Origin of the sequence: Mameliella sp. CS4 (genome assembly GCF_019392335.1) — a bacterium.
Taxonomy (GTDB): Bacteria; Pseudomonadota; Alphaproteobacteria; order Rhodobacterales; family Rhodobacteraceae; genus Antarctobacter.
Window position 1 is genome coordinate 1 of the sequence record NZ_JAHXRQ010000004.1, and the last position, 18155, is coordinate 18155.

At 65.1% G+C, this 18155-nt stretch carries 17 protein-coding genes and 4 pseudogenes; 13 read left to right on the forward strand and 8 right to left on the reverse strand.

The genetic code is table 11. The annotated features are described in order from the left end of the window. Nucleotides 1-325: 325 nt before the first annotated feature. A complete protein-coding gene (ligD, locus tag KZZ07_RS06890; RefSeq protein WP_219513109.1) occupies nucleotides 326-2770 on the reverse strand; it encodes a DNA ligase D in 2445 nt (814 codons plus the stop codon). Next, the gene (gene ku, locus KZZ07_RS06895; RefSeq protein ID WP_219513110.1) at nucleotides 2767-3594 is read right to left on the reverse strand and encodes a non-homologous end joining protein Ku; all 828 of its coding nucleotides are present in this window, start codon (nucleotides 3592-3594) and stop codon (nucleotides 2767-2769) included. Before ku ends, ligD begins: the two co-directional genes overlap by 4 nt. Before the next feature lie 309 nt (nucleotides 3595-3903). Here ku and KZZ07_RS27615 point away from each other — a divergent pair, with 309 nt between their 5' ends. The 4 genes and pseudogenes from KZZ07_RS27615 (at nucleotide 3904) to KZZ07_RS27630 (ending at nucleotide 6273) form a co-directional block, all read left to right on the forward strand. Continuing rightward, nucleotides 3904-4230: a hypothetical protein gene (locus KZZ07_RS27615; RefSeq protein WP_255564210.1), complete on the forward strand. Its 327-nt coding sequence runs from the start codon at nucleotides 3904-3906 to the stop codon at nucleotides 4228-4230. Between the two features lie 158 nt (nucleotides 4231-4388). Then, nucleotides 4389-4439 (forward strand): annotated as a pseudogene (locus KZZ07_RS27620) (hypothetical protein); the annotation flags it as partial. 310 nt (nucleotides 4440-4749) lie between these two features. Beyond that, a pseudogene (locus tag KZZ07_RS27625) lies at nucleotides 4750-5517 on the forward strand (cbb3-type cytochrome c oxidase subunit I); the annotation flags it as partial. Between the two features lie 309 nt (nucleotides 5518-5826). Then, complete coding sequence (locus tag KZZ07_RS27630) at nucleotides 5827-6273, forward strand: vitamin K epoxide reductase family protein (RefSeq protein ID WP_255564223.1); 447 nt, start codon at nucleotides 5827-5829, stop codon at nucleotides 6271-6273. On the opposite strand, the pseudogene KZZ07_RS06915 reads toward KZZ07_RS27630, so the two are convergent. The 3 genes and pseudogenes from KZZ07_RS06915 to KZZ07_RS06925 all read right to left on the reverse strand — a co-directional run bounded on the left by KZZ07_RS06915 (nucleotide 6223) and on the right by KZZ07_RS06925 (nucleotide 9039). Further along, nucleotides 6223-7189, reverse strand: a pseudogene (locus KZZ07_RS06915) (transposase family protein). The gene KZZ07_RS27630 and the pseudogene KZZ07_RS06915 sit on opposite strands and share 51 nt — an antisense overlap. Before the next feature lie 140 nt (nucleotides 7190-7329). Beyond that, nucleotides 7330-8529: an NnrS family protein gene (locus tag KZZ07_RS06920; protein ID WP_219513111.1), complete on the reverse strand. Its 1200-nt coding sequence runs from the start codon at nucleotides 8527-8529 to the stop codon at nucleotides 7330-7332. An 81-nt stretch (nucleotides 8530-8610) separates the two neighbouring features. After that, complete coding sequence (locus KZZ07_RS06925; RefSeq protein WP_219513112.1) at nucleotides 8611-9039, reverse strand: pseudoazurin; 429 nt, start codon at nucleotides 9037-9039, stop codon at nucleotides 8611-8613. A gap of 101 nt (nucleotides 9040-9140) precedes the next feature. Here KZZ07_RS06925 and KZZ07_RS06930 point away from each other — a divergent pair, with 101 nt between their 5' ends. Continuing rightward, entirely contained in the window at nucleotides 9141-9836 is a 696-nt protein-coding gene (locus KZZ07_RS06930) for a Crp/Fnr family transcriptional regulator (protein WP_219513114.1), read from the forward strand. Here the strand turns inward: KZZ07_RS06930 and KZZ07_RS06935 are convergent. Beyond that, nucleotides 9827-10090 (reverse strand): hypothetical protein, encoded by a 264-nt coding sequence (locus KZZ07_RS06935; RefSeq protein WP_219513115.1) that lies wholly within the window; start codon nucleotides 10088-10090, stop codon nucleotides 9827-9829. The two genes, KZZ07_RS06930 and KZZ07_RS06935, sit on opposite strands and share 10 nt — an antisense overlap. Before the next feature lie 125 nt (nucleotides 10091-10215). Here KZZ07_RS06935 and KZZ07_RS06940 point away from each other — a divergent pair, with 125 nt between their 5' ends. From KZZ07_RS06940 to KZZ07_RS06975, 8 genes are all read left to right on the forward strand, one after another. After that, nucleotides 10216-10668 (forward strand): c-type cytochrome, encoded by a 453-nt coding sequence (locus KZZ07_RS06940; RefSeq protein ID WP_219513116.1) that lies wholly within the window; start codon nucleotides 10216-10218, stop codon nucleotides 10666-10668. Between the two features lie 77 nt (nucleotides 10669-10745). Continuing rightward, complete coding sequence (locus KZZ07_RS06945; RefSeq protein ID WP_219513117.1) at nucleotides 10746-12089, forward strand: cbb3-type cytochrome c oxidase subunit I; 1344 nt, start codon at nucleotides 10746-10748, stop codon at nucleotides 12087-12089. Nucleotides 12090-12092: 3 nt separating this feature from the next. After that, on the forward strand, nucleotides 12093-12887 hold the full coding sequence (locus KZZ07_RS06950) for a CbbQ/NirQ/NorQ/GpvN family protein (protein ID WP_219513118.1): 795 nt from the start codon (nucleotides 12093-12095) through the stop codon (nucleotides 12885-12887). Nucleotides 12888-12892: 5 nt separating this feature from the next. Then, on the forward strand, nucleotides 12893-14770 hold the full coding sequence (locus tag KZZ07_RS06955) for a nitric oxide reductase activation protein NorD (protein WP_219513119.1): 1878 nt from the start codon (nucleotides 12893-12895) through the stop codon (nucleotides 14768-14770). 1 nt (nucleotide 14771) lies between these two features. After that, nucleotides 14772-14939 (forward strand): hypothetical protein, encoded by a 168-nt coding sequence (locus KZZ07_RS06960; protein WP_219513120.1) that lies wholly within the window; start codon nucleotides 14772-14774, stop codon nucleotides 14937-14939. After that, nucleotides 14936-15154 carry an NnrT protein gene (locus tag KZZ07_RS06965; protein WP_219513121.1) on the forward strand — a complete coding sequence of 73 codons (219 nt, stop codon included), beginning with the start codon at nucleotides 14936-14938 and terminating at the stop codon, nucleotides 15152-15154. The genes KZZ07_RS06960 and KZZ07_RS06965 overlap by 4 nt, the downstream gene beginning before the upstream one ends. Next, nucleotides 15151-15843: an NnrU family protein gene (locus KZZ07_RS06970; RefSeq protein WP_219513123.1), complete on the forward strand. Its 693-nt coding sequence runs from the start codon at nucleotides 15151-15153 to the stop codon at nucleotides 15841-15843. Before KZZ07_RS06965 ends, KZZ07_RS06970 begins: the two co-directional genes overlap by 4 nt. 144 nt (nucleotides 15844-15987) lie before the next feature. Beyond that, nucleotides 15988-16131, forward strand: coding sequence for a hypothetical protein (locus KZZ07_RS06975; RefSeq protein ID WP_219513125.1), 144 nt, complete (start codon nucleotides 15988-15990; stop codon nucleotides 16129-16131). 15 nt (nucleotides 16132-16146) lie between these two features. Here KZZ07_RS06975 and KZZ07_RS06980 read toward each other — a convergent pair. Both KZZ07_RS06980 and nirK read right to left on the reverse strand, forming a co-directional pair. After that, nucleotides 16147-16935, reverse strand: a pseudogene (locus KZZ07_RS06980) (formylglycine-generating enzyme family protein). 78 nt (nucleotides 16936-17013) lie between these two features. Continuing rightward, the gene (gene nirK, locus KZZ07_RS06985; RefSeq protein ID WP_219513126.1) at nucleotides 17014-18135 is read right to left on the reverse strand and encodes a copper-containing nitrite reductase; all 1122 of its coding nucleotides are present in this window, start codon (nucleotides 18133-18135) and stop codon (nucleotides 17014-17016) included. Between the last annotated feature and the right edge of the window lie 20 nt (nucleotides 18136-18155).

Consider the following 18155-nt stretch of genomic DNA (forward strand, 5'->3'; position numbering starts at 1 on the left):
CAAGATGCGGACTTTTACTCCGCGACGGTCAGATCACCCGACCGTTTCCGATGTCCATTTTGTCTCCGGGATTCACACGACTGTCGAGGTCACTATCATTAGGGCGAAGCGGACGTAGGTCATGGGTCTCTCGATTCTTGGAATCCTTGGGTCAACAACGCCCCCGCGGGGCGTCAGTTCCGAAACCGGGCGGTCAACATACGACCGGCCGAAGTCCGATCGGGACAGGCATCAGGTCAGGGCGTGCAATACGCGGCTCCGCAGAGCAGGCGTTCTGTCGGGGCACGCCAAAGACCCATTGCCCGGGCATACCGTGGGATGGATGTCAGCTGCGAGACCAGTCTTCCAGCGCGTCGACGACCTTCGCCCCGATGCCGCGCGCCTTGGCCGACCGCAGCGGACACGGGCGTTTCAGACGTGCCGCCATATCGCCGACATGGAAGCCGTCGGGACGGCTCAGGTCTTGCAACTCGGCCCAGGTGACCGGCACCGCGACCGCCGCGCCGGGGCGCGCGCGGAGGGAATACGGGGCAATGGCGGTGGCGCCGCGCTCGTTGCGCAGCCAGTCGATGAACACGCGCCCCTTGCGTTTGGTCTTGGACATGGTGGCGGTGTAGCGCTCCGGGTAGCGCTCCGCGAGGACGGTAGCGAAGGTCTTGGCGAAGTATTTCACCGTCTCCCATTCGCTGATGCGGCGCAGTGGCACGATGACGTGCACGCCCTTGCCGCCCGTCACCATGGGACGGCTGTCGAGCCCACAGTGCCGCAGGCCGGCGCGCACCTCTTCCGCCGCTGACTTCACCGCATCAAAGCCGAGGTCCTCGTCCGGATCGAGATCGAAGACCATGCGGTCGGGGCGCTCGATCCGGTCGCGGCGGGCGCCCCAGACGTGAAATTCCAGCGTGCCCATCTGCGCCGCGCCGAGGATTCCCTTGGAGCCGGAGACATACATGTAATCCGCCGTATCGCCGTCCTTTTCCTCGATCGGCAGGGATTTGACACCCTCGGGAAACCCCTTGCCCGGGTGTTTCTGGAAGAAACAGTCGCCCGAGATGCCGTCCGGACACCGCAGCAGCGCCAGCGGGCGGTCGACGGTCTGATCGAGCATCCTCTCCGCCACTCGGGCGTAGTGTTCCGCCACGTCGCCCTTCGTCAGCCCGGCATCGGGATAGACCTTGCGCGTGGGACTGGAGATGCGGACGCCGCCTATGGTTTTCTCGTCGTCGCCGCTGTCGGCCTTTGCTTCGGCGCGGGCACTCACGTCCTTGGCCTCCTTGTCTTCGCGCAGGCCCTTGTAGACGCCGTGGCGTATCCGGCCTTCTCTGGTGAACTCGGCATATTCGATCTCCACCACCAGCTTTGGCGTCACCCAGCGGGCCCCTTGCGCCTCGTCGGGCAAAACTTCATCGAACGGTGTGGTCTTGCGGGCAAGCGGCTTCATTGACGCCATCAGCGCCGCCATGTCGTCGCCGTCGAATCCTATGCCCACTCGACCCCGGTAGACCAGCCCACCTTTCTCGTAACTCCCGAGGATCAGGGAGGAAAACGCCCTTCCTTTCTTGTCGGACGGCGACCAGCCGGCGATCACGAACTCTGCCCGCCGGATGCATTTAACCTTGATCCAGTTCTTGCTGCGCCCGCTGCGATAGGGCGCGTCGGTGCGCTTGGAGATGATGCCTTCACCATCCGCCTCGCACATGGCGTCCAGCGCGGCGGCCCCGTCGCCATCGATCACCGGGCTGAGACGGAGCGGCCCGCGGGGCGGCTGCCCATCCATAAGCGTTTCCAGCGCCTTGCGCCGGTCCGAGAGCGGCTTGCCGGTCAGGTCCTCGCCATCGAGAGCGAGGATGTCGAAGACATAACATGTCAGCGGATCGCCAGATTTCAGCGCCTTCTGGAGCGTCGAGAAGTCGCCGTCCCCTGCCCCGGCGATCACTTCACCGTCGATCAAGGCCGAGCCGCACACCAGCGCCGCCGCCGGTTCGCAGAGGGCGCCGAACCGGTCCGACCAGTCCTGGCCGTTGCGCGAGTAGAGCCGCACGCCGCCCTTTCCCAGCGCGATCAGGCAGCGGTAGCCGTCGAACTTGGCCTCGTGCTGCCAGCCCTCGCCGTCGGGCGGGGCGTCGCGGAGGGTGGCGAGTTGCACCTTGCGGAAACGGGGCAGCGGCATGTCGTGTTTCGCGGGTATCACGGCGGGTTTGTCGGAGGCAATGGCGCGCATCGCCCGGCCCGTCGTCACGGAGGTGCGGTGCTTGTTGATCAGCGCGTCCGGAGAGCGCCCGGCGCAATCGTCGCGCTCCTTGATCAACAGCCAGTTCTTGCGTTTCTCGCCTGACTTGCCGCGCATCCGCACAAGCGCCCAGCCGCCTTTCATGCGCGCGCCGTGCAGGCGGAAATGCAGCTTGCCTTCCTTCAGCCCCTCTTCGGGGTCGTGCAGCGGCTCCCACCATCCGTTGTCCCACAGCATGACGGTGCCGCCGCCATATTCATCCTCGGGGATGGTGCCCTCGAAATCGGCGTAAGAGACAGGGTGATCCTCGGTCCGCACGGCGAGTCGCTTTTGCGACGGGTCGGCGGAGGGGCCCTTGGTGACAGCCCAGGAGAGCAGCACACCACCCCATTCGAGGCGAAAATCATAATGCAGGCGGCTGGCGTCGTGTTTCTGGACCACGAAGGACAGACGGTCTCCTCCGGCCTCGACAAGCTCGGCGCGGGGCTCGGGCGTGACGTCGAAATCCCGCTTCTTTTCATATGCGTCCAAGGATCTCATGAGGCTTTCTTGCGGTGGGCGGACTTGCCGCCCTTGCTCTGCTTGAGGCTCTTCTTCAGCGCATCCATCAGGTCGACGACGTTTTCGGCCTCGGCGCCGCCCCGGTCACCGGGGGCCTTGGCGCGGGGCGTGTTCCTGGATTTCATCTTGTCCGTGATCAGGTCACGGAGAGCCTCTGCATAGTGATCATCGAAAGCCGAGGCATCGAAAGGAGCGGTTTTCTTGTGGATAAGCTGGGTGGCGACCTCCAGCAGCTCGGCGTCCGATGCATCATCCTCAATCCCCGAAAACAGCGGGTCGGCGTCGCGGATGTCGTCCTCGCAGTGCAGCGTCTCCATCAACAGCCCGTCACCGCAGGGACGGATGGCGCAAAGGTATTCCTTGCCGCGCATGGTCAGTTGCCCCAGGCCCGTCTTCTTCGTTTGCCGCAGCGCATCGCGAACCACACGATAGGCATCTTCCGCCAGTTCGTCGGAGGGCACGACGTAGTAGGGCCGGTCGAACCAGATGGGCGCGATTTCCGAGGTCTCGACAAACTGGACCAGTTCCAGCGTTTTCCTGGTTTCCAGCTTGATCGCGTCAATCTCGTCCTTGTCGAGCAGGATGTACTCGCCGTCATCGGTCTCGTAGCCCTTCATGATGTCGTCGTTCTCGACGGGTCCGACCCCCTGCACCGTCTTCTGGTAGCGGACAGGCTTGCCCGAGGGCCGGTGGATCTGGCGGAACGACACCCGCGAGGAAGAGTTGCGTGCCGAATGGATTTCCACCGGAATGGAAACCAGCGACAGGCGAAGCTGTCCTTTCCAAAGAGCACGTGATGCCATGGTGCTTGCCCTTCCTGCAACGAAACGTCCACCGTCAATGATATAACGCCCGACCCCGCTCAGGGGTTCAATTTCGATCCGGCAGGTCTGCTGCGACCGGGCTGGCCGGGGCCGGGTGAGGTCCCAGGACGCACCCTGCCCTTCCGCTTGTTCCATCGGATCCGATCAGATCTCGGAGCGGCGCAGGGGCGGCTGCGGAAGCGTTCCGCGGGATTGCGGGTTTAAGACCGATAGGGATGCGTTGGGGGACAGCCTCGCCTTGTCGCCGCGCGCATCGAAGCTACTGACAGGACCGGGAGCTTTCTGGGTATGGACAGGATCTACTGCGGGCCACCACCGCCGCCGACGGAGCTATGGGCAAGCTGGAACCTGGATCCGGTTGTCCTCGCGGCGCTGGTGGGGCTGACAGTGCTGCTGCGGCGCGAACCTGCGGGGCTGGCGGCGGTGGCGGTGATATTCGTGGCCGTCGTCTCGCCGCTCTGCGCTCTGTCCTCCGCGTTGTTCTCGGCGCGGGTCGCGCATCACGTGCTTCTGGTCGCGGTCGCGGCGCCGCTGCTGGCAGCGGCCCTGCCCGCGCGCCGACCCGGCGCGGCCGCCCTGCCCTTCGTGATCTCGACGGCGGTCCTGTGGATATGACACCTCCCGGTGGCCTATGATCTGGCGCTGTCCAACGTGGCCGTCTAGTGGCTGACGCTGCTGGGTAGCGCCGTCTGGTTCTGGCGGGTCATCTTTGCCAAGGATAGCGCGCCGATCACCGGCTGGTTTTCGTGGTCGCGGGCTTTGCGCAGATGGGAATGCTGGGTGCCATCCTGACCTTTGCCCCCGCGCCGCTTTACGCGGCCCATGCCGTGGCGCCGGTCCTGTGGGGCCTCACGCCGCTTCAGGACCAGCAGCTGGGGGGGGGCTCATGTGGGTGCCGGCCGGCTTGCCCTATGCAGTCGCCGCCGCTTTCATCGCACGCCGCAACTGGACGCGCCTGGCGGCCGGTCCGGCATGATGATCGACTGGATCCTCTCGACCGTGCCAGTGGTCAAACTGGTGCACATCGCCGGGCTGAGCCTGTGGTGTGGCGGGCTTCTGGTTCTGCCCATCATGCTGGCCCGCCACGACCCCGCCGTGGTGGCCGAGGATTACCGCATCATCCGTCACGCCACCCACATGACCTATACGATGGTCGTCACGCCCGCCGCAGTGCTGACTGTCATCGCGGGAACCTGGCTGATCGTCCTGCGCGAGGTTTTCGTGCCGTGGCTTTATGCCAAGCTCCTTTTCGTGGCGCTGGCCTTCCTGTCCGTCGGGCTGCGGGTGCACCACATGTTCACCACCGGCATCCCGCATATGGGGCTGGCCTTCTTCTCGGCGGCCTCGACGCTGGTGGCGGTGCCGACGGCGGTGCAGATCTTTGCCTGGATCGGGACGATGTGGAAGGGCCGGCCAGAGCTGCACTTGCCGATGCTGCACATCCTTGGCTTCTTCGTGACCTTCGTGATCGGCGGGCTGACCGGCGTCATGGTCGCCATGGTGCCCTTCGACTGGCAGGCGCACGACACCGGGCGCAAACGGTTCTTCCGCCTGGGGGAATTCACCTTTGCGCTTGTCTTCATCGGCTTCCACGTGACCTTTCCGGCGATGCACTGGGTCGGCCTTCTGGGCCAGCGCCGGCGTATTCCGACCTATGCGCCCGAGGACGGCTAGACCGCGATCAACCTGGTGTCGTCGATCGGGAGTTTCGTTCTGGCGATCGGCCTTGTCATGGTGCTGCTCGACATCGTCATCAACGTCATGACGGCGGTGCGCGGGCCGCGCGACCCCTGGAAGGCCGGAACGCTGGAATGGGCGATGATGCTGCCGCCGCCGGCCTACAATTTCGCCAGCCTGCCGCAGGTCTCGGGCCCCGAGCCGCTGACCCGCGACCCCGACCTGACCGGCATGCTGGTGAGCGACATCGCCGCAGGGGTCCTGGTGATGATCGGCAGCTTCCTCGCGCTGTCCTGGCGTGCGGCGCTTGTGCGCTGGGGCGTGGCCGCGGTCGCCGCCTGGATCATGATCGCGCCGCTTCTGGTCTGGGCTGAAAGCGCCGCGGCCTATCTCAACGGCTCGCTCGCGGGGGCGGTGATCTTCGCTCTCGCGGTCTGCACCCGTCCATCGCCGGGGGTGGGCACAATGGCGGCGACCACCGGGCCGACGATCCCGCCCGGCTGGGACTACTCCTCCTCCACCTGGACCCAGCGGATGCCGGTGATCGGGCTTGCCTTCATCGGGCTCTTCGTCTCGCGTTACCTCGCAGTCTACCAGATGGGGCACGTGGCCGGCGTGTGGGAGCCGTTCTTCCTGGGCATGCCGCAGAACCCGCAGAACGGCACCGAGGAGATCATCACCTCCGATGTCTCGGAGGCCTGGCCGGTGCCAGACGCCGGCCTCGGCGCCCTCACCTACCTGTTGGAGATCCTGATCGGCTTCATCGGCTCGTCCCGGCGCTGGCGAACGATGCCCTGGCTGGTGCTGATCTTCGGCATCACGATCGTCCCGCTGGGCGTCGTCTCGATCACCTTCATCATCATCCAAAGGCCACGATGTGGTCGACGTCCACATGACCTGTCGCGGTTTTGTGCCGCTCCGAGTGCTCTATCAGGCCACTTGGCGTTCGAAGGCCAAGTGGCTTTTGCCTCCGGATGCTGAATGCCGACGGCGCGGGTTATGGAAGCCGTTGATGTAGCAGAAGATGACCGTCTCGGCCTTGATCGTCTTGAAGACTGTCTCGACGGAAGCGTTGCCATGGCAAGTGCCCTTGCTGCTCATCCACTGCCCGGCGGTGCATGTCTGCATGCACGAGAGGGGAGGCCTTCAGGCCATGTGCGCGCAGGACCTTCTGTCGTCGTGCGAAAAGTATCGGCCACCGCGAGCGCTGTGGACTATGCCGCCCCTGGACGGTGACCGCAGGGCAATAGCCATTCACTGACCGGCAAGGCATTGCGAAACAATGTCCCGAGAGGCTTCAGCGCCCGGATCGCCAGATCGCGCTTCAAGCGTTTGCTGACGGCCCGGCCGATCACCCGCCCATTTCTGATTGCACCGATCCGGCGTGAAGTCACGGTCCAGCAGGTTTGGCGCACTGAGGGACGTGTGGTCGCTGTCCGTCATCGCTTTGAATTTGCGTGCTCTTTCACCGACGGCCCCAGGTCGACGCCGACCTCCTTCAGCTCTTCGGTCATCCCGGGGCGGCCGTGGCCGCCCGGGCTCAGCCGCGACTGCGCAAGGCCCGCAACCCGCGGGGGCCGACATGCATCCCCCGGCACAGTGGGTCGACCGGGCAGGCCCCTCGCTGTTCTTCTGCGAACCTGAACCTCACGGCTTTTGGCTCGCGAAGGACCGGGTGGCTTTCTGGTATATCCCTCTGCTCCCTGAGGATGCGGATCACGCGCCAGCTCCCGATCCTCAGCAGAGACCACATCCGTGTCGCGGTCCGCCTTCACTCCCTTGTTCAACGTCGACAGGCCGCCCCGGGATCATCCGCAACCTGACGCCACGAAAGCCCGCTGGTCAACGCGATCCGCACCGCTTCTTTGCCAAGTTCTTCCGTTCTTCCCGTGCCCATGCTGCCGCTCCTTTGCTGCACATCACGTGATCAAAGAAGTCGCGCCAAACCGCGACTGGTCCACTCCCTGACGAGGGACGGCACGCTGCAACAGGTCTATTGCGGCAGCGGTCCAAGCCACGAGGCCGCGATTGCGTTGACTATCGTCCCGCGAGCGCAGATGGCGCCTTGCGGGCCACCTTGGGCTGGATCAACCAGGGGCCGATGCGCCACGCAAGCAGTCCGAACGCGACCGTCCAGAGACCCGCCGCCAGGTCGATCCCGTCGAGCCCCGCATAGGACAGTGCCTGCGCCCCCGCGCGGACGGCCGCCGCAATCAAGACAAGACCAAAGGCCGCCGTAAGGGTCGGACCCGCCACCAGACCGCGACCAGTATGTCCCATCGTGGCCCGCATCATCACGGCAACGGTCATCCCCCCGACCGCTCCGATCCCGAGGATATGGGTGCCGCTCGCCGTGCTTGCCAGCCCGGCGGCCGCAGCCGCAAGCGCGGCAAAGCCGAGCGGGGCCAAAAGGTAGGCAAGATGCAGCATCAGCAGCAGCGGAGAGCGCCAGGTCGCCAGCCCTCGCCAGCGCAAGAGGCGCACAAGATGAAGCAGCGCCGCGGCACCGGCCAGCCATGCGCTGACAGGATGAAGGGGCGCCAGCACCCACGCGATCAGCGCCGCTGCGCCACCGGCAAGACAGAGCATGTCGAACCGGTCAAACGCGACCGGCAGACGGGTCGCGCCCCGCTGGGCCAGCCAGTTGCGGGTGAAGCTGGGCACGATGCGCCCGCCGATCAACAGGATCAGAAAGACCAGCAGCGCAATCCCCAGGCGACGGCCATGCTCTGCGCTGCCCTGCGTCATCGCCTCGGCGTAAAACAGGATATTGGCCAGCCAAAGCAGGGTGACCGGGACCAGCACCTTGAGGTTGCGCCAGTTCCGGCCCGCCACGATCTCGCGCGCGATCATCGCGACGACCGCCAGCAGGAAGGCCTGGTCGATCAGCGCCACGGCGACCGGCCCGAGACCTGTCAGGCCGCCCACGGCAACGCGGCCAGCCACCCAGAGCGCCAGCAACAGCGCCAGCGGCCTGCCCCGCGTGGGCAGCCGTCCCGTCCAGTTCGGCACGGCGGTGAACAGGAACCCGGCCACAACCGCCGCGCCATAGCCAAAAACCATCTCGTGAATGTGCCAATCGACGGGCGACAAGGGGCCGGCAAGCGTCACCTCTCCGCGCCAGATCAGCCACCAGACGGGAATCACGACCAGGGCGAACAGGCAGGCCGACAGAAAGAACGGACGGAAACCGTAGGAAAAGAGCGCGGGGCCTTTATAGGTGTCTCTCTTGGTCATCGGTCATCTCCTGTCGGGAAAGGGATCGGGCGCCGCCAGCGGCGCCGCCCGGATTAGGGCAATGCCAGAGCGAGACCGCCCTCAGTTTACCTGAGCGATCAGATCGGCCATGCGGCTTTTGGATTTGCCGGGTTGTTTCACACCCGCGGCGTCATCGAGATTGACAGGGTCGCCCGCCTGGATCAGCGCCACCATGCCCATGCCGTAATGGGGCGTACACTTGACACCATAGATCCCTTCCTGCGCCACGGTCAGCTCGAAGTCCTTGCTGGGCTTGCTCTTGAAGCTGTCGACCCCGGCGGGGAGCATCCCGTCGATGCTTTCGGCATTGTGCCCCTTGTCGGTGGCCACAAAGCGGATCGTGTCACCGGGCTGCGCCTTTACAAAGGCGGGCTCGAACACCATCACGCCGGCCTCGCCCTTGTTGAGCATCTTGACTTCGATCGTTTCGGCAGTCGCCGTGCCAGCAATCAGGGCAAGGGCAGCAGTCATCATCACGGTTTTGAACATCGGAGCATCCTTTCTGCAAATCCGGTTGTTTCGTCTGCCCCGGACTTGCCGTAGAACGTCCGTCCAAACGTTGCTCTGAAACAAACTCCCGGCGCGAAACCTTGCCCAAGCTCGACGAAAGCCTTCTGATCGGACTGCCGCCCTTTTCCCTGCTGGCGCGGTCGCAGATCCGCGAAATCCTGGACCAGGCGGTTTCGCGCCGGTACGACGAAGGCACGGCCATCTTCCGCGAAGGCCACGATGCCGACCGGTTCTTTCTGCTGCTTGACGGGTATCTCAGGGTGATCCGATCGACCCCCGGCGGGGATCAGATCATCGTGTTGCATATCTCTCCGGGCCAGCTTTTCGGAATCGCGCCTGCGCTGCAACGCGACACCTATCCAGCAACATCCATCGCGGCGGCGGAATCGCTCGCCTTGTCATGGCCGGTGCGTCTGTGGTCCGAGTTCACGGCGAACTATCCCGGATTTGCCACCGAAAGCTACAAGACACTGGGCCAGCGGCTGGGTCAGATCCAGGAAACCTTGACCGAGATGGCCACCCAAGCGGTGGAAAAACGGGTCGCCTCGGCCCTGCTGCGGATGGTGCACCAGAGCGGGCGAAAGGTGGACACCGGTATCGAAATCGCCTTTCCAGTCACCCGGCAGAACATCTCGGACATGACGGGCACGACACTGCACACTGTCAGCCGACTGTTGTCGGCCTGGCAAAAGGACGGGATCGTCGAATCGTCGCGCAAACGCATCGTCGTCACCGACCCGCACCGGCTGGTCGTGCTGAGCGATCTTCAGGGATAGAAGACCCGGTGCCATTTTGACAAGGCGTGCGCGCGTTCGGTGCTTCCGGCTTCGACCCGGCGGCGGATTTCAGCGCGAAAGGCGTCTTCGTCCAGGCTGTATTCCAGACAAGCATCCGTGATGGCGTGAAACGGCGCGATCGGACAACCGGGGCATAGCATCTTTTGGTCCAGAAAGGCCCCGATCGCCTGGGGCCATTCGGCGAACAGGATGGACAAGGGCAGATCGGGGTCGTCGAGATCCGGGCGTCGCATGGGCAGTCCTTTCATAGCCACATGTTGCCCGCACCTTTCGCGTGCGTCTTTGCGTTTGCACAACAAGCGGCCTGTCGGCCCCCGATACACAGCGGTTATCCGAAACAATTCGACAGGACCGCGACATGTCTGAATTCCTAACCAAATCGCGGGCAAGGAACGTGTTCTACGGAGGATCCATATTCTTCGTCGTCGTGTTCGTGGCCCTGACGGCGCAAAGCCATCGTTACATCGTCAAGACCTCGACCTCCGGGGCGCCCATCACCGAAGCCGTGAAACTGGGCAAGCACGTGTGGGAACGCAACTCCTGCATCAACTGCCACACGCTGCACGGCGAAGGCGCCTATTTCGCGCCCGAGGTCGGCAACGTGATGACCCGCTGGGGTGTCGCCGACGATCCCGAGGGCGCCTACCAGATGCTGGATGGCTGGATGGCCGCGCAGCCCTCGGGCATCGAGGGCCGCCGCCAGATGCCGCATTTCGAGATCACCGAAGAGGAGATGCGCGGGCTCGCCGAATTCCTCCGTTGGGCCGATCAGACCGACACCCAGAACTGGCCGCCGAACGACGCGGGCTGAGACAGGGATACGCGCACTCCGAAAGGCGAACACGATTTCCGGACCGGATTGCGCGCCAGAAAACAGAGAGAAACGCAATGAAATACCAATCGCAAAAGGTGGCTTACGCCTATTTCATCGCCGCGATGGGCCTGTTCGGCATCCAGGTGCTGGGCGGGCTGCTGCTGGGCTGGATCTATGTCTCACCCAACACGCTGAGCGAGGTTCTGCCCTTCAACATCGTGCGCATGATTCACACAAACGCGCTGATCGTCTGGCTGCTGCTGGGCTTCTTTGGTGCCGCCTACTACCTCGTCCCCGAGGAATCCGAGCGCGAGATCTTCTCGGTGAAGCTGGCCTATATCCAGTTGGCCATCCTCGTGGTCGGCACGCTGGGTGCCGTCGGCTCCTACCTTGTCGGCATCCACGGCGGGCGCGAGTTCCTCGAACAGCCCTTGTGGGTCAAGTTCGGCATCCTGGTGGCGGCGGTGATCTTTCTCGTCAACGTCTCGCTGACCTTCCTCGCGGGCCGCAAGACGGCGATCACCAACATCCTGCTGATGGGCCTATGGCTGCTCTGCCTGCTCTGGGTCTTTGCCTTCATCAACCCCGACAACCTGAGCCTGGACAAGATGTACTGGTGGTTCGTCGTGCACCTCTGGGTCGAAGCCACGTGGGAGTTGGTCATGGCCGCGATCCTCGGCTTCCTGATGCTGAAACTCACCGGTGTCGACCGCGAGGTGATCGAGAAGTGGCTTTACGTCATCGTCGCCACCGCGCTGTTCTCCGGCATCCTCGGGACCGGCCACCACTTTTACTGGATCGGCGCGCCGGGTTATTGGCAATGGGTCGGCTCGATCTTCTCGACCTTCGAGGTGGTGCCGTTCTTTGCGATGATGTCCTTTGCCTTTGTCATGGTCTGGAAAGGCCGCAAGAACCACCCCAACAAGGCCGCGCTGCTGTGGTCGCTGGGGTCCTCCACCGTCGCCTTCTTCGGCGCGGGCGTCTGGGGGTTCCTGCACACGCTTCACGGGGTGAACTACTACACCCACGGCACGCAGATCACCGCAGCCCACGGCCACCTGTCGTTCTATGGGGCCTATGTGGCGCTGAACCTGGCCATGTTCACCTACGCGATGCCGCAGCTGCGCAATCGCGACCCTTACAACCAGGTGCTCAACATGGCCAGCTTCTGGCTGATGACTGGCGGGATGGCCTTCATGACTTTCACGCTGACCTTCGCCGGAACCATCCAGACGCATATGCAGCGGATCGTGGGCGACTACTACATGGACGTGCAGGACCAGCTTGGCCTGTTCTACATCATGCGCTTCGGCTCCGGTATCGCGGTCGTGCTGGGTGCCCTGCTCTTCATCTACTCCATGCTCGTGGTGCGCCGCGAGGTTGTCAAACCCGGCCCCGCGGCCGTACCGGGAGAGTGATCCATGCGTGACCTGCAAACCCCCGCCTTGCCGTTCTATCAACCCGTCGCAGATGAATGCGCGGTGTTTGAGACGGCCCATGCCAACGGTCTGCCCCTTCTTCTGAAGGGGCCCACCGGCTGCGGCAAGACCCGTTTCGTCGAACACATGGCGGCGCGTCTGGGCCTGCCGCTGCACACCGTCGCCTGCCACGACGACCTGTCGGCGGCCGACCTGATCGGGCGCTACCTTCTGAAGGGCGGCGAAACCGTCTGGGTCGACGGCCCGCTGACCCGCGCGGTGCGGACGGGCGGCATCTGCTACCTCGACGAGGTGGTCGAGGCGCGCAAGGACGTCACGGTTGTCCTGCACCCGCTGACCGACGACCGCCGCCGCCTGGTCATCGACCGGACGGGTGAGGAGCTGGTGGCGCCGCCCAGCTTCATGCTGGTGGCCAGCTACAACCCCGGCTACCAGAACATCCTGAAAAAGCTGAAGCCCTCGACCCGGCAGCGCTTTGTCTCGATCGGCTTCGACTTTCCGGCACCCGAGGTGGAAACCCCCGTGGTCATGCGCGAAAGCGGGCTGGACGAGGGGCGCGCCACGGCGCTGGTGCGGCTGGCGGGCAAGATCCGCAGCCTGTCGGGCATGGATCTGGAGGAAGGTGTCTCGACCCGCCTGTTGATCTATGCCGCGACTATGATCGCACGCGGCATGGCCGTGGACCGCGCCATCGAGGCGGCCATCATCGAGCCGCTCAGCGACGAGCCCGACACGCAACAGGCGCTGCGCGATCTTGCCGCCGTGATCTACGGGTGAGTGCCATGTTGCATGTTCTTGAGCTGATGGAGCCAGAGGAGACCGTCGGTAACCTCTGGCACGACATGGCCTCGCGCTGGGGATCGGCGCAAACGGATGCAGAGCGCGCCGTCACGTTCGACGCAATGCGGCCCTCGGTCGCCGCCCTGTTCCGGGCGCTTGGCGGCGCGGCGGGGGTGGAGGTCGTCCCTGCCCCGCTGGCCACCTCGGACCACCGGCCCGACCGGGTCCGCCGGATCGGCACGCCGCGCGAACGGGCCCATGTCGCCGATTTCGACGGTGACCGCCTGCGTCTGCCGCCGCAAATCGACACTTTTCCGACAGGGGATTTGAACCGCGCCTGCTATCTCTGGCTGGCCGCCCTGGCCGCCTTCATCGAGATACCGGCGCCCGTGGCCGATCCGCTGGCCGCCGACCGGGCCGAGATCGCGGCCCTGGCCAAGGCCTCGGACCGCGCCTATGCCGCCTGTCCGGGGTTGCGGGCGGCCCATACGCGGCTGTGCGCTCACATCGTTACGCACCGGCAGCGTAGCGGCTTGCCGCGCTGCGAAGCCGGGATCGAACGGCTGGTCCTTGACCAGATCTGCGGCCAGGCCCGTAGCGAGGAATGCGTGACCTGTCCCGCCTCGCGCGGCTATCGCACCTATGCACCGCTACCGATCTGGCTGCGCCTGCGTCCGCAAGGCAAGGCCGACAAAGCCGCGCCCGACAACACCGAGGCCCCTGCCCCGGCCCAGGGCGTGCCCACCCGCAAGGAGGCCCGTCGCGAGGACCGCGACCAGGCCAACCGGCGCGACAGTTTCATCGTGCATCGGTTCGAGTCGATCATGTCCTGGGCCGAGAGCCTGAATATCAACCGCATGGTGGACGACGACGATCAGGACAACGCCGCCAAGGCCGCCGAGGATCAGGACCACCTGACCTTGTCGCAAAACATGAAACGTGCCGCCACCCGCCTGCGCCTGTCACTGGATCTGGCGCCGCAGGATGCCGACCACGAACGTTTGGCCGGCAAATTCACCTATCCCGAATGGAACCGCCGCACGGGCGATTACATGCCCGACCACGTGCGCGTGTTGGAAGCCGACGCCTCCCCGCGCGCCGAATACGCCCCCGACCCCCGACTTGTGGCGCGGGTAAAGCGCCAGTTCGCGCCGCTGCATCCCCGCCGCGTGGTCCTGCCCCGCCAGATTGACGGCGACGACCTTGACCTTGACGCGGTCGTGACGTCACGCACCGATGTCGCCTGTGGGCACGAGGGGAGCGACCGCGTCTGGCAATCGAACCGTCCGATGGCGCGCGACCTGTCGGTCGCAATCCTGATGGATTGCTCCCGCTCGACCGAGGCCGCACTTGGCGACACCTCGGTGATCGATGTCGCACGCGAGGCGCTTTCGTCGCTGGCGGAAGGCATCGACACGGCGGGCGACCGGCTGGGGATCTGGGGGTTCTCTTCGCTGCGGCGGGACCGGGTGTTCCTGCACCGCTGCAAGACGTTCGAAGAACAAATGTCCCCCGACGTCACCGCACGCATCGGCGGGCTGCGCCCCGGCCACTACACACGCCTTGGTGCTGCGATCCGCCATGTCTCGGCCCAACTGGCCGACGAGGGCGCGACGCGCCGCCTGCTGCTGGTGCTGACGGACGGCAAGCCCAACGATCTGGACCACTACGAGGGACAACACGGGATCGAGGACAGCCAAATGGCCGTCCGCGAGGCCCGCGCGCTGGGACAGGCGGTACACGGGGTGATCGTCGACCAGGACGGACAGGACTGGGTCGCCCGGATCTTCGGCCGCGCGGGCTTTACCCTGCTGCCGCGCCCCGAACGCCTGCCCCGTGCCCTGCCCGAGATTTACCAAACCCTGACAATGGAGAGCTGACATGAAACGCCTTCTCGTACTCTTGCTGACCGCGCCTTTGCCCGCTGCCGCCTTTGAGCGGCCCATCCCGAAGCCGCAGACCGAGGCCGCCGAGGTCTGGTTCCTTGCGGCCTCTGTCGCGCTGATCGCCGCGCTGATCGCCGTGCATATGTTGGTCAGCCGCCGATGAAACCGTCATGGAACCTCCTGGCCGGGCTCTATCCATTCGGAGCAGGCGCGATGGCGGTGAACCTGTTCTTTGCCTCGCTGATCGGGTCCTGGGTGGGGTGGCCGGTGTTGACACCCTGGCAGGCTGTTGCCGGGGGGCTGGTTATCGGCCTGCCCGCGACCTATGCCTTTGCCTGCCATATCGCAGGACTGATGCAAAAGGCAGACGACAGATGACAGGCTGGACGGAATACGCCCTTGCGCTGGGCCTCTTCGTGCTCAGCCACTTTGTGCCCCGCCTCGGCGGGCTGCGCGAACGGCTGATCGGCACGGCGGGGCGGCGGGTCTATTTCAGCGTCTACGGCGTGATGTCCATCGCCCTGCTGGTCTGGGTGATCGTCGCCGCCGGGCGCGCGCCTTATGTCGCGCTGTGGCCGCAGGTGCCCTGGACCCGCTGGGTGCCCAATCTCGTCATGCCGCTGGCTGTTGTCCTGGTGACCTGCGGTATCGGCCTGCCGCAGCCGTTTACCCTTGGCGGCAAGCGTAACAGCGCCTTTGACCCCGCTCATCCCGGGCTTGCCGCGGTTTCGCGTCATCCGCTGTTCCTCGCGCTTGCGCTTTGGTCCGGGACACATTTGCTGCCGAACGGAGATATGGCGCATGTCATCCTGTTCGGGTCGTTCCTCGTCATGGCTCTGGCTGCCATACCGGCCTTCGATGCGCGGGCGCGCCGCGGCCTGGGCCCCGCAGCCGAAGCATTCTTTGACCGGACCGCGATCCTGTCCGTCGCCCCGCTGACGCGTGCGCCCTGGCTGCGCGCCAATGCCGGCGGACTGGCGGTCCGCGTGTCGATCGGGCTGGCGCTCTGGCTGTGCCTGCTTCTCTCGCATGGCCTTGTCATCGGGGTATCGCCGTTTCCGGCCTGAAGGTGATCCGGCGCAAAGAGCGCGACCCGGGAAAGAGACAAGGCAGGTGCATGAAACAGGTCGACCGCCTCTTATCCCACCGTTCCGGCCTTTGCCGCCGAGGTCGGCGCAGCCAAACGAGCCCCGGCCCTTGCCGCAGAGGGCATGCACCGCGCCAGCATGGGCACCCAGGATTTCGGCCCGCAGGTGCAGCAATCCATCGGGCGGCTGCCCCCCTTCGACGTCACCAGTGCCTGCGCCATTGACCCGCATGTCCCCGAGGGCGACCGCGATAGCGAGGCGTCTTGACCGCGCGCGGGGTGATCAATCACCCCGCACCAGCCGAAAGCCCAGGTGATCCGGCGGCAACCCCACGGCGCAGCCGCCAACACTTGCATCGCGGACAAAGTCGATCACGGCGGCCCGGTGAACACCACCCGCGACGCGCACCCCACAATAGGGTTCGGCGTCCGCCACCGTGCCGTCCGCGGCCAACCGACCGTTTTGCATGCAGCCGTCCGTCCACTCCCAGACATTGCCGGACACATCCGCCAGCCCCCGAGAGTTGAGACCGAACGCGCCCGCCGCATAGAGCGCCGGATCGGCCGCGCGGCGCAGAGATACACCTTTTTAATAGGTGGCCAGCATCTGTTGACCCGGATCGGCGGCCTCGTACTCGGCCCCGCTGTCGCCATAGCGTTCGGCGGCGGCCAGTTGCCATTCCGCCTCGGTCGGCAGGCGCCAGTGCGTCCCGGTCCGCCGGGAATACCAGGCGGCAAAGTCGCTGGCGTCTTTCCAGTTCACCCCGGTCTGCGGCATGTCCTTGGCGACCACGCGCGCGGGCGCCCAGGCACCATCAGCGACACAAGCCGCGTATTGCCCGCCCGTCACCTGGTATTTCATGATGTCAAAGCCGCGCACTGTCATCCTCAGCCGCCGGGGCCTGCGCGTCTTGCCGCCTTGCGAGAAATTCCCCAGAGGGCGGAACTGGATCTCACCCGTCTCGACGGCAACCGTCTCGGGCGGGGCGAAGGGCGGCACCACCGGTGAGTCTTTCATCACTGCCAGCGTCCCGGCGACCGCCCCGACGGTCAGAAGAAGAACAATTTTCATGGGCTATCTCTCGAATACAGGAAAGGCGGCCGCATTCCGCGACCGCCCTCCTTTTGTTTCGTCGCTGTCACGGCCAGATCAGATCGCCGCCAGGTCGCTTGGCGCAAGGATCTGTTCCATCAGGTCGTTGTTCCACTCACCTTCGACCTTTACATGGGCCGTGGCGCCCAGGTTCACCGCCTCGATCAGGTTGTGGTTGACGTAGGCATAGACCCCCGGTTGCAGGAAGGTGTACAGCGCCGCCCCGGCAGACCCGCCCCGGATGAACCATGTCTCCATGTCGCGGTCGGGCCGGTTGTTGAACTTGCCGTGCTCCCAGACAAGATCGCCATGCCCGCCGATCAGGTGGGGGCGCGTGTCGCGGTTGGCCTGGCTGTGCACGAATAGCACCCGCTCGCCCACCTTTGCCGTCATGGCGTTCTCGCCGGTCAGGGCGCCCACGCGGCCGTTGAATACGACGTGGCTGGGGATCAGGCCATTCATCATCTCTTCGGTGTCGGGATAGCTGTCGCCGACGTCAGCGTAGCGCTTGTAGTCGCCGTTCTCGTCCTTGGGAATGTAGAACTCGTTCTCGCCGATATAGTAGATGCGGTCATAGCGCACCGGGTTGCCTTCGTGGTCTTTCAACCCGTCCCGCGGCAGCACCATGACAGATCCGGCCATACCCGCAGCCACATGCCAGGGGATCATTGGTCCGCCCGGCGCGCAGTGGTAGACAAAGGTGCCGGGTCGCGTCGCCTTGAACCGCAGGATGGTCTTCTGGCCGGGGCTGACATGTGTCAGCGCACCGCCGCCCAATGCCCCGGTCGCGGCGTGAAAGTCGATGTTGTGCGGCATCAGGTTGTCGGCAGGGTTGATCAGCGTCAGTTCCAGGTAGTCGCCTTCGTGCACCACCATCATCGGCCCGGGGATCGAACCGTTGAAGGTCATGCCCTGCAGGTATGCCCCGTCATCGACCTCAACCTCCTTCTCGACAATGGTCATCTCGAACTCGACGATACGCGGTGCACCGGGCGCGACCTGCTCGTGCTCGTGCACAAAGGGCGGTGCCACCAACTCGCGGCGGATACGCTTGAGGTTGGCCATATCGGCGGGGGTGGACAGCGGCACGACCAGGGTTTCGGCCTGCGCCGCCTGTGCCAGGATCGGAAGCGACGCAACCCCGGCGGCGCCCATCAGTGCGGCTCTTCTCGTCAGCATTTTTGCTCTCCTTCATGGTC

Coding starts and splice junctions, on each gene's coding strand:
- KZZ07_RS27615 (WP_255564210.1), top strand. CDS start 3,904: ATGGACAGGATCTACTGCGGGCCACCACCGCCGCCGACGGAGCTATGG.
- KZZ07_RS06960 (WP_219513120.1), top strand. CDS start 14,772: ATGAAACGCCTTCTCGTACTCTTGCTGACCGCGCCTTTGCCCGCTGCC.
- KZZ07_RS06935 (WP_219513115.1), bottom strand. CDS start 10,090: ATGCGACGCCCGGATCTCGACGACCCCGATCTGCCCTTGTCCATCCTG.
- KZZ07_RS06925 (WP_219513112.1), bottom strand. CDS start 9,039: ATGTTCAAAACCGTGATGATGACTGCTGCCCTTGCCCTGATTGCTGGC.
- KZZ07_RS06975 (WP_219513125.1), top strand. CDS start 15,988: ATGCACCGCGCCAGCATGGGCACCCAGGATTTCGGCCCGCAGGTGCAG.
- KZZ07_RS27630 (WP_255564223.1), top strand. CDS start 5,827: ATGCCGGTGATCGGGCTTGCCTTCATCGGGCTCTTCGTCTCGCGTTAC.
- KZZ07_RS06965 (WP_219513121.1), top strand. CDS start 14,936: ATGAAACCGTCATGGAACCTCCTGGCCGGGCTCTATCCATTCGGAGCA.
- KZZ07_RS06970 (WP_219513123.1), top strand. CDS start 15,151: ATGACAGGCTGGACGGAATACGCCCTTGCGCTGGGCCTCTTCGTGCTC.
- KZZ07_RS06945 (WP_219513117.1), top strand. CDS start 10,746: ATGAAATACCAATCGCAAAAGGTGGCTTACGCCTATTTCATCGCCGCG.
- KZZ07_RS06920 (WP_219513111.1), bottom strand. CDS start 8,529: ATGACCAAGAGAGACACCTATAAAGGCCCCGCGCTCTTTTCCTACGGT.
- KZZ07_RS06950 (WP_219513118.1), top strand. CDS start 12,093: ATGCGTGACCTGCAAACCCCCGCCTTGCCGTTCTATCAACCCGTCGCA.
- ligD (WP_219513109.1), bottom strand. CDS start 2,770: ATGAGATCCTTGGACGCATATGAAAAGAAGCGGGATTTCGACGTCACG.
- ku (WP_219513110.1), bottom strand. CDS start 3,594: ATGGCATCACGTGCTCTTTGGAAAGGACAGCTTCGCCTGTCGCTGGTT.
- KZZ07_RS06955 (WP_219513119.1), top strand. CDS start 12,893: ATGTTGCATGTTCTTGAGCTGATGGAGCCAGAGGAGACCGTCGGTAAC.
- KZZ07_RS06940 (WP_219513116.1), top strand. CDS start 10,216: ATGTCTGAATTCCTAACCAAATCGCGGGCAAGGAACGTGTTCTACGGA.
- nirK (WP_219513126.1), bottom strand. CDS start 18,135: ATGCTGACGAGAAGAGCCGCACTGATGGGCGCCGCCGGGGTTGCGTCG.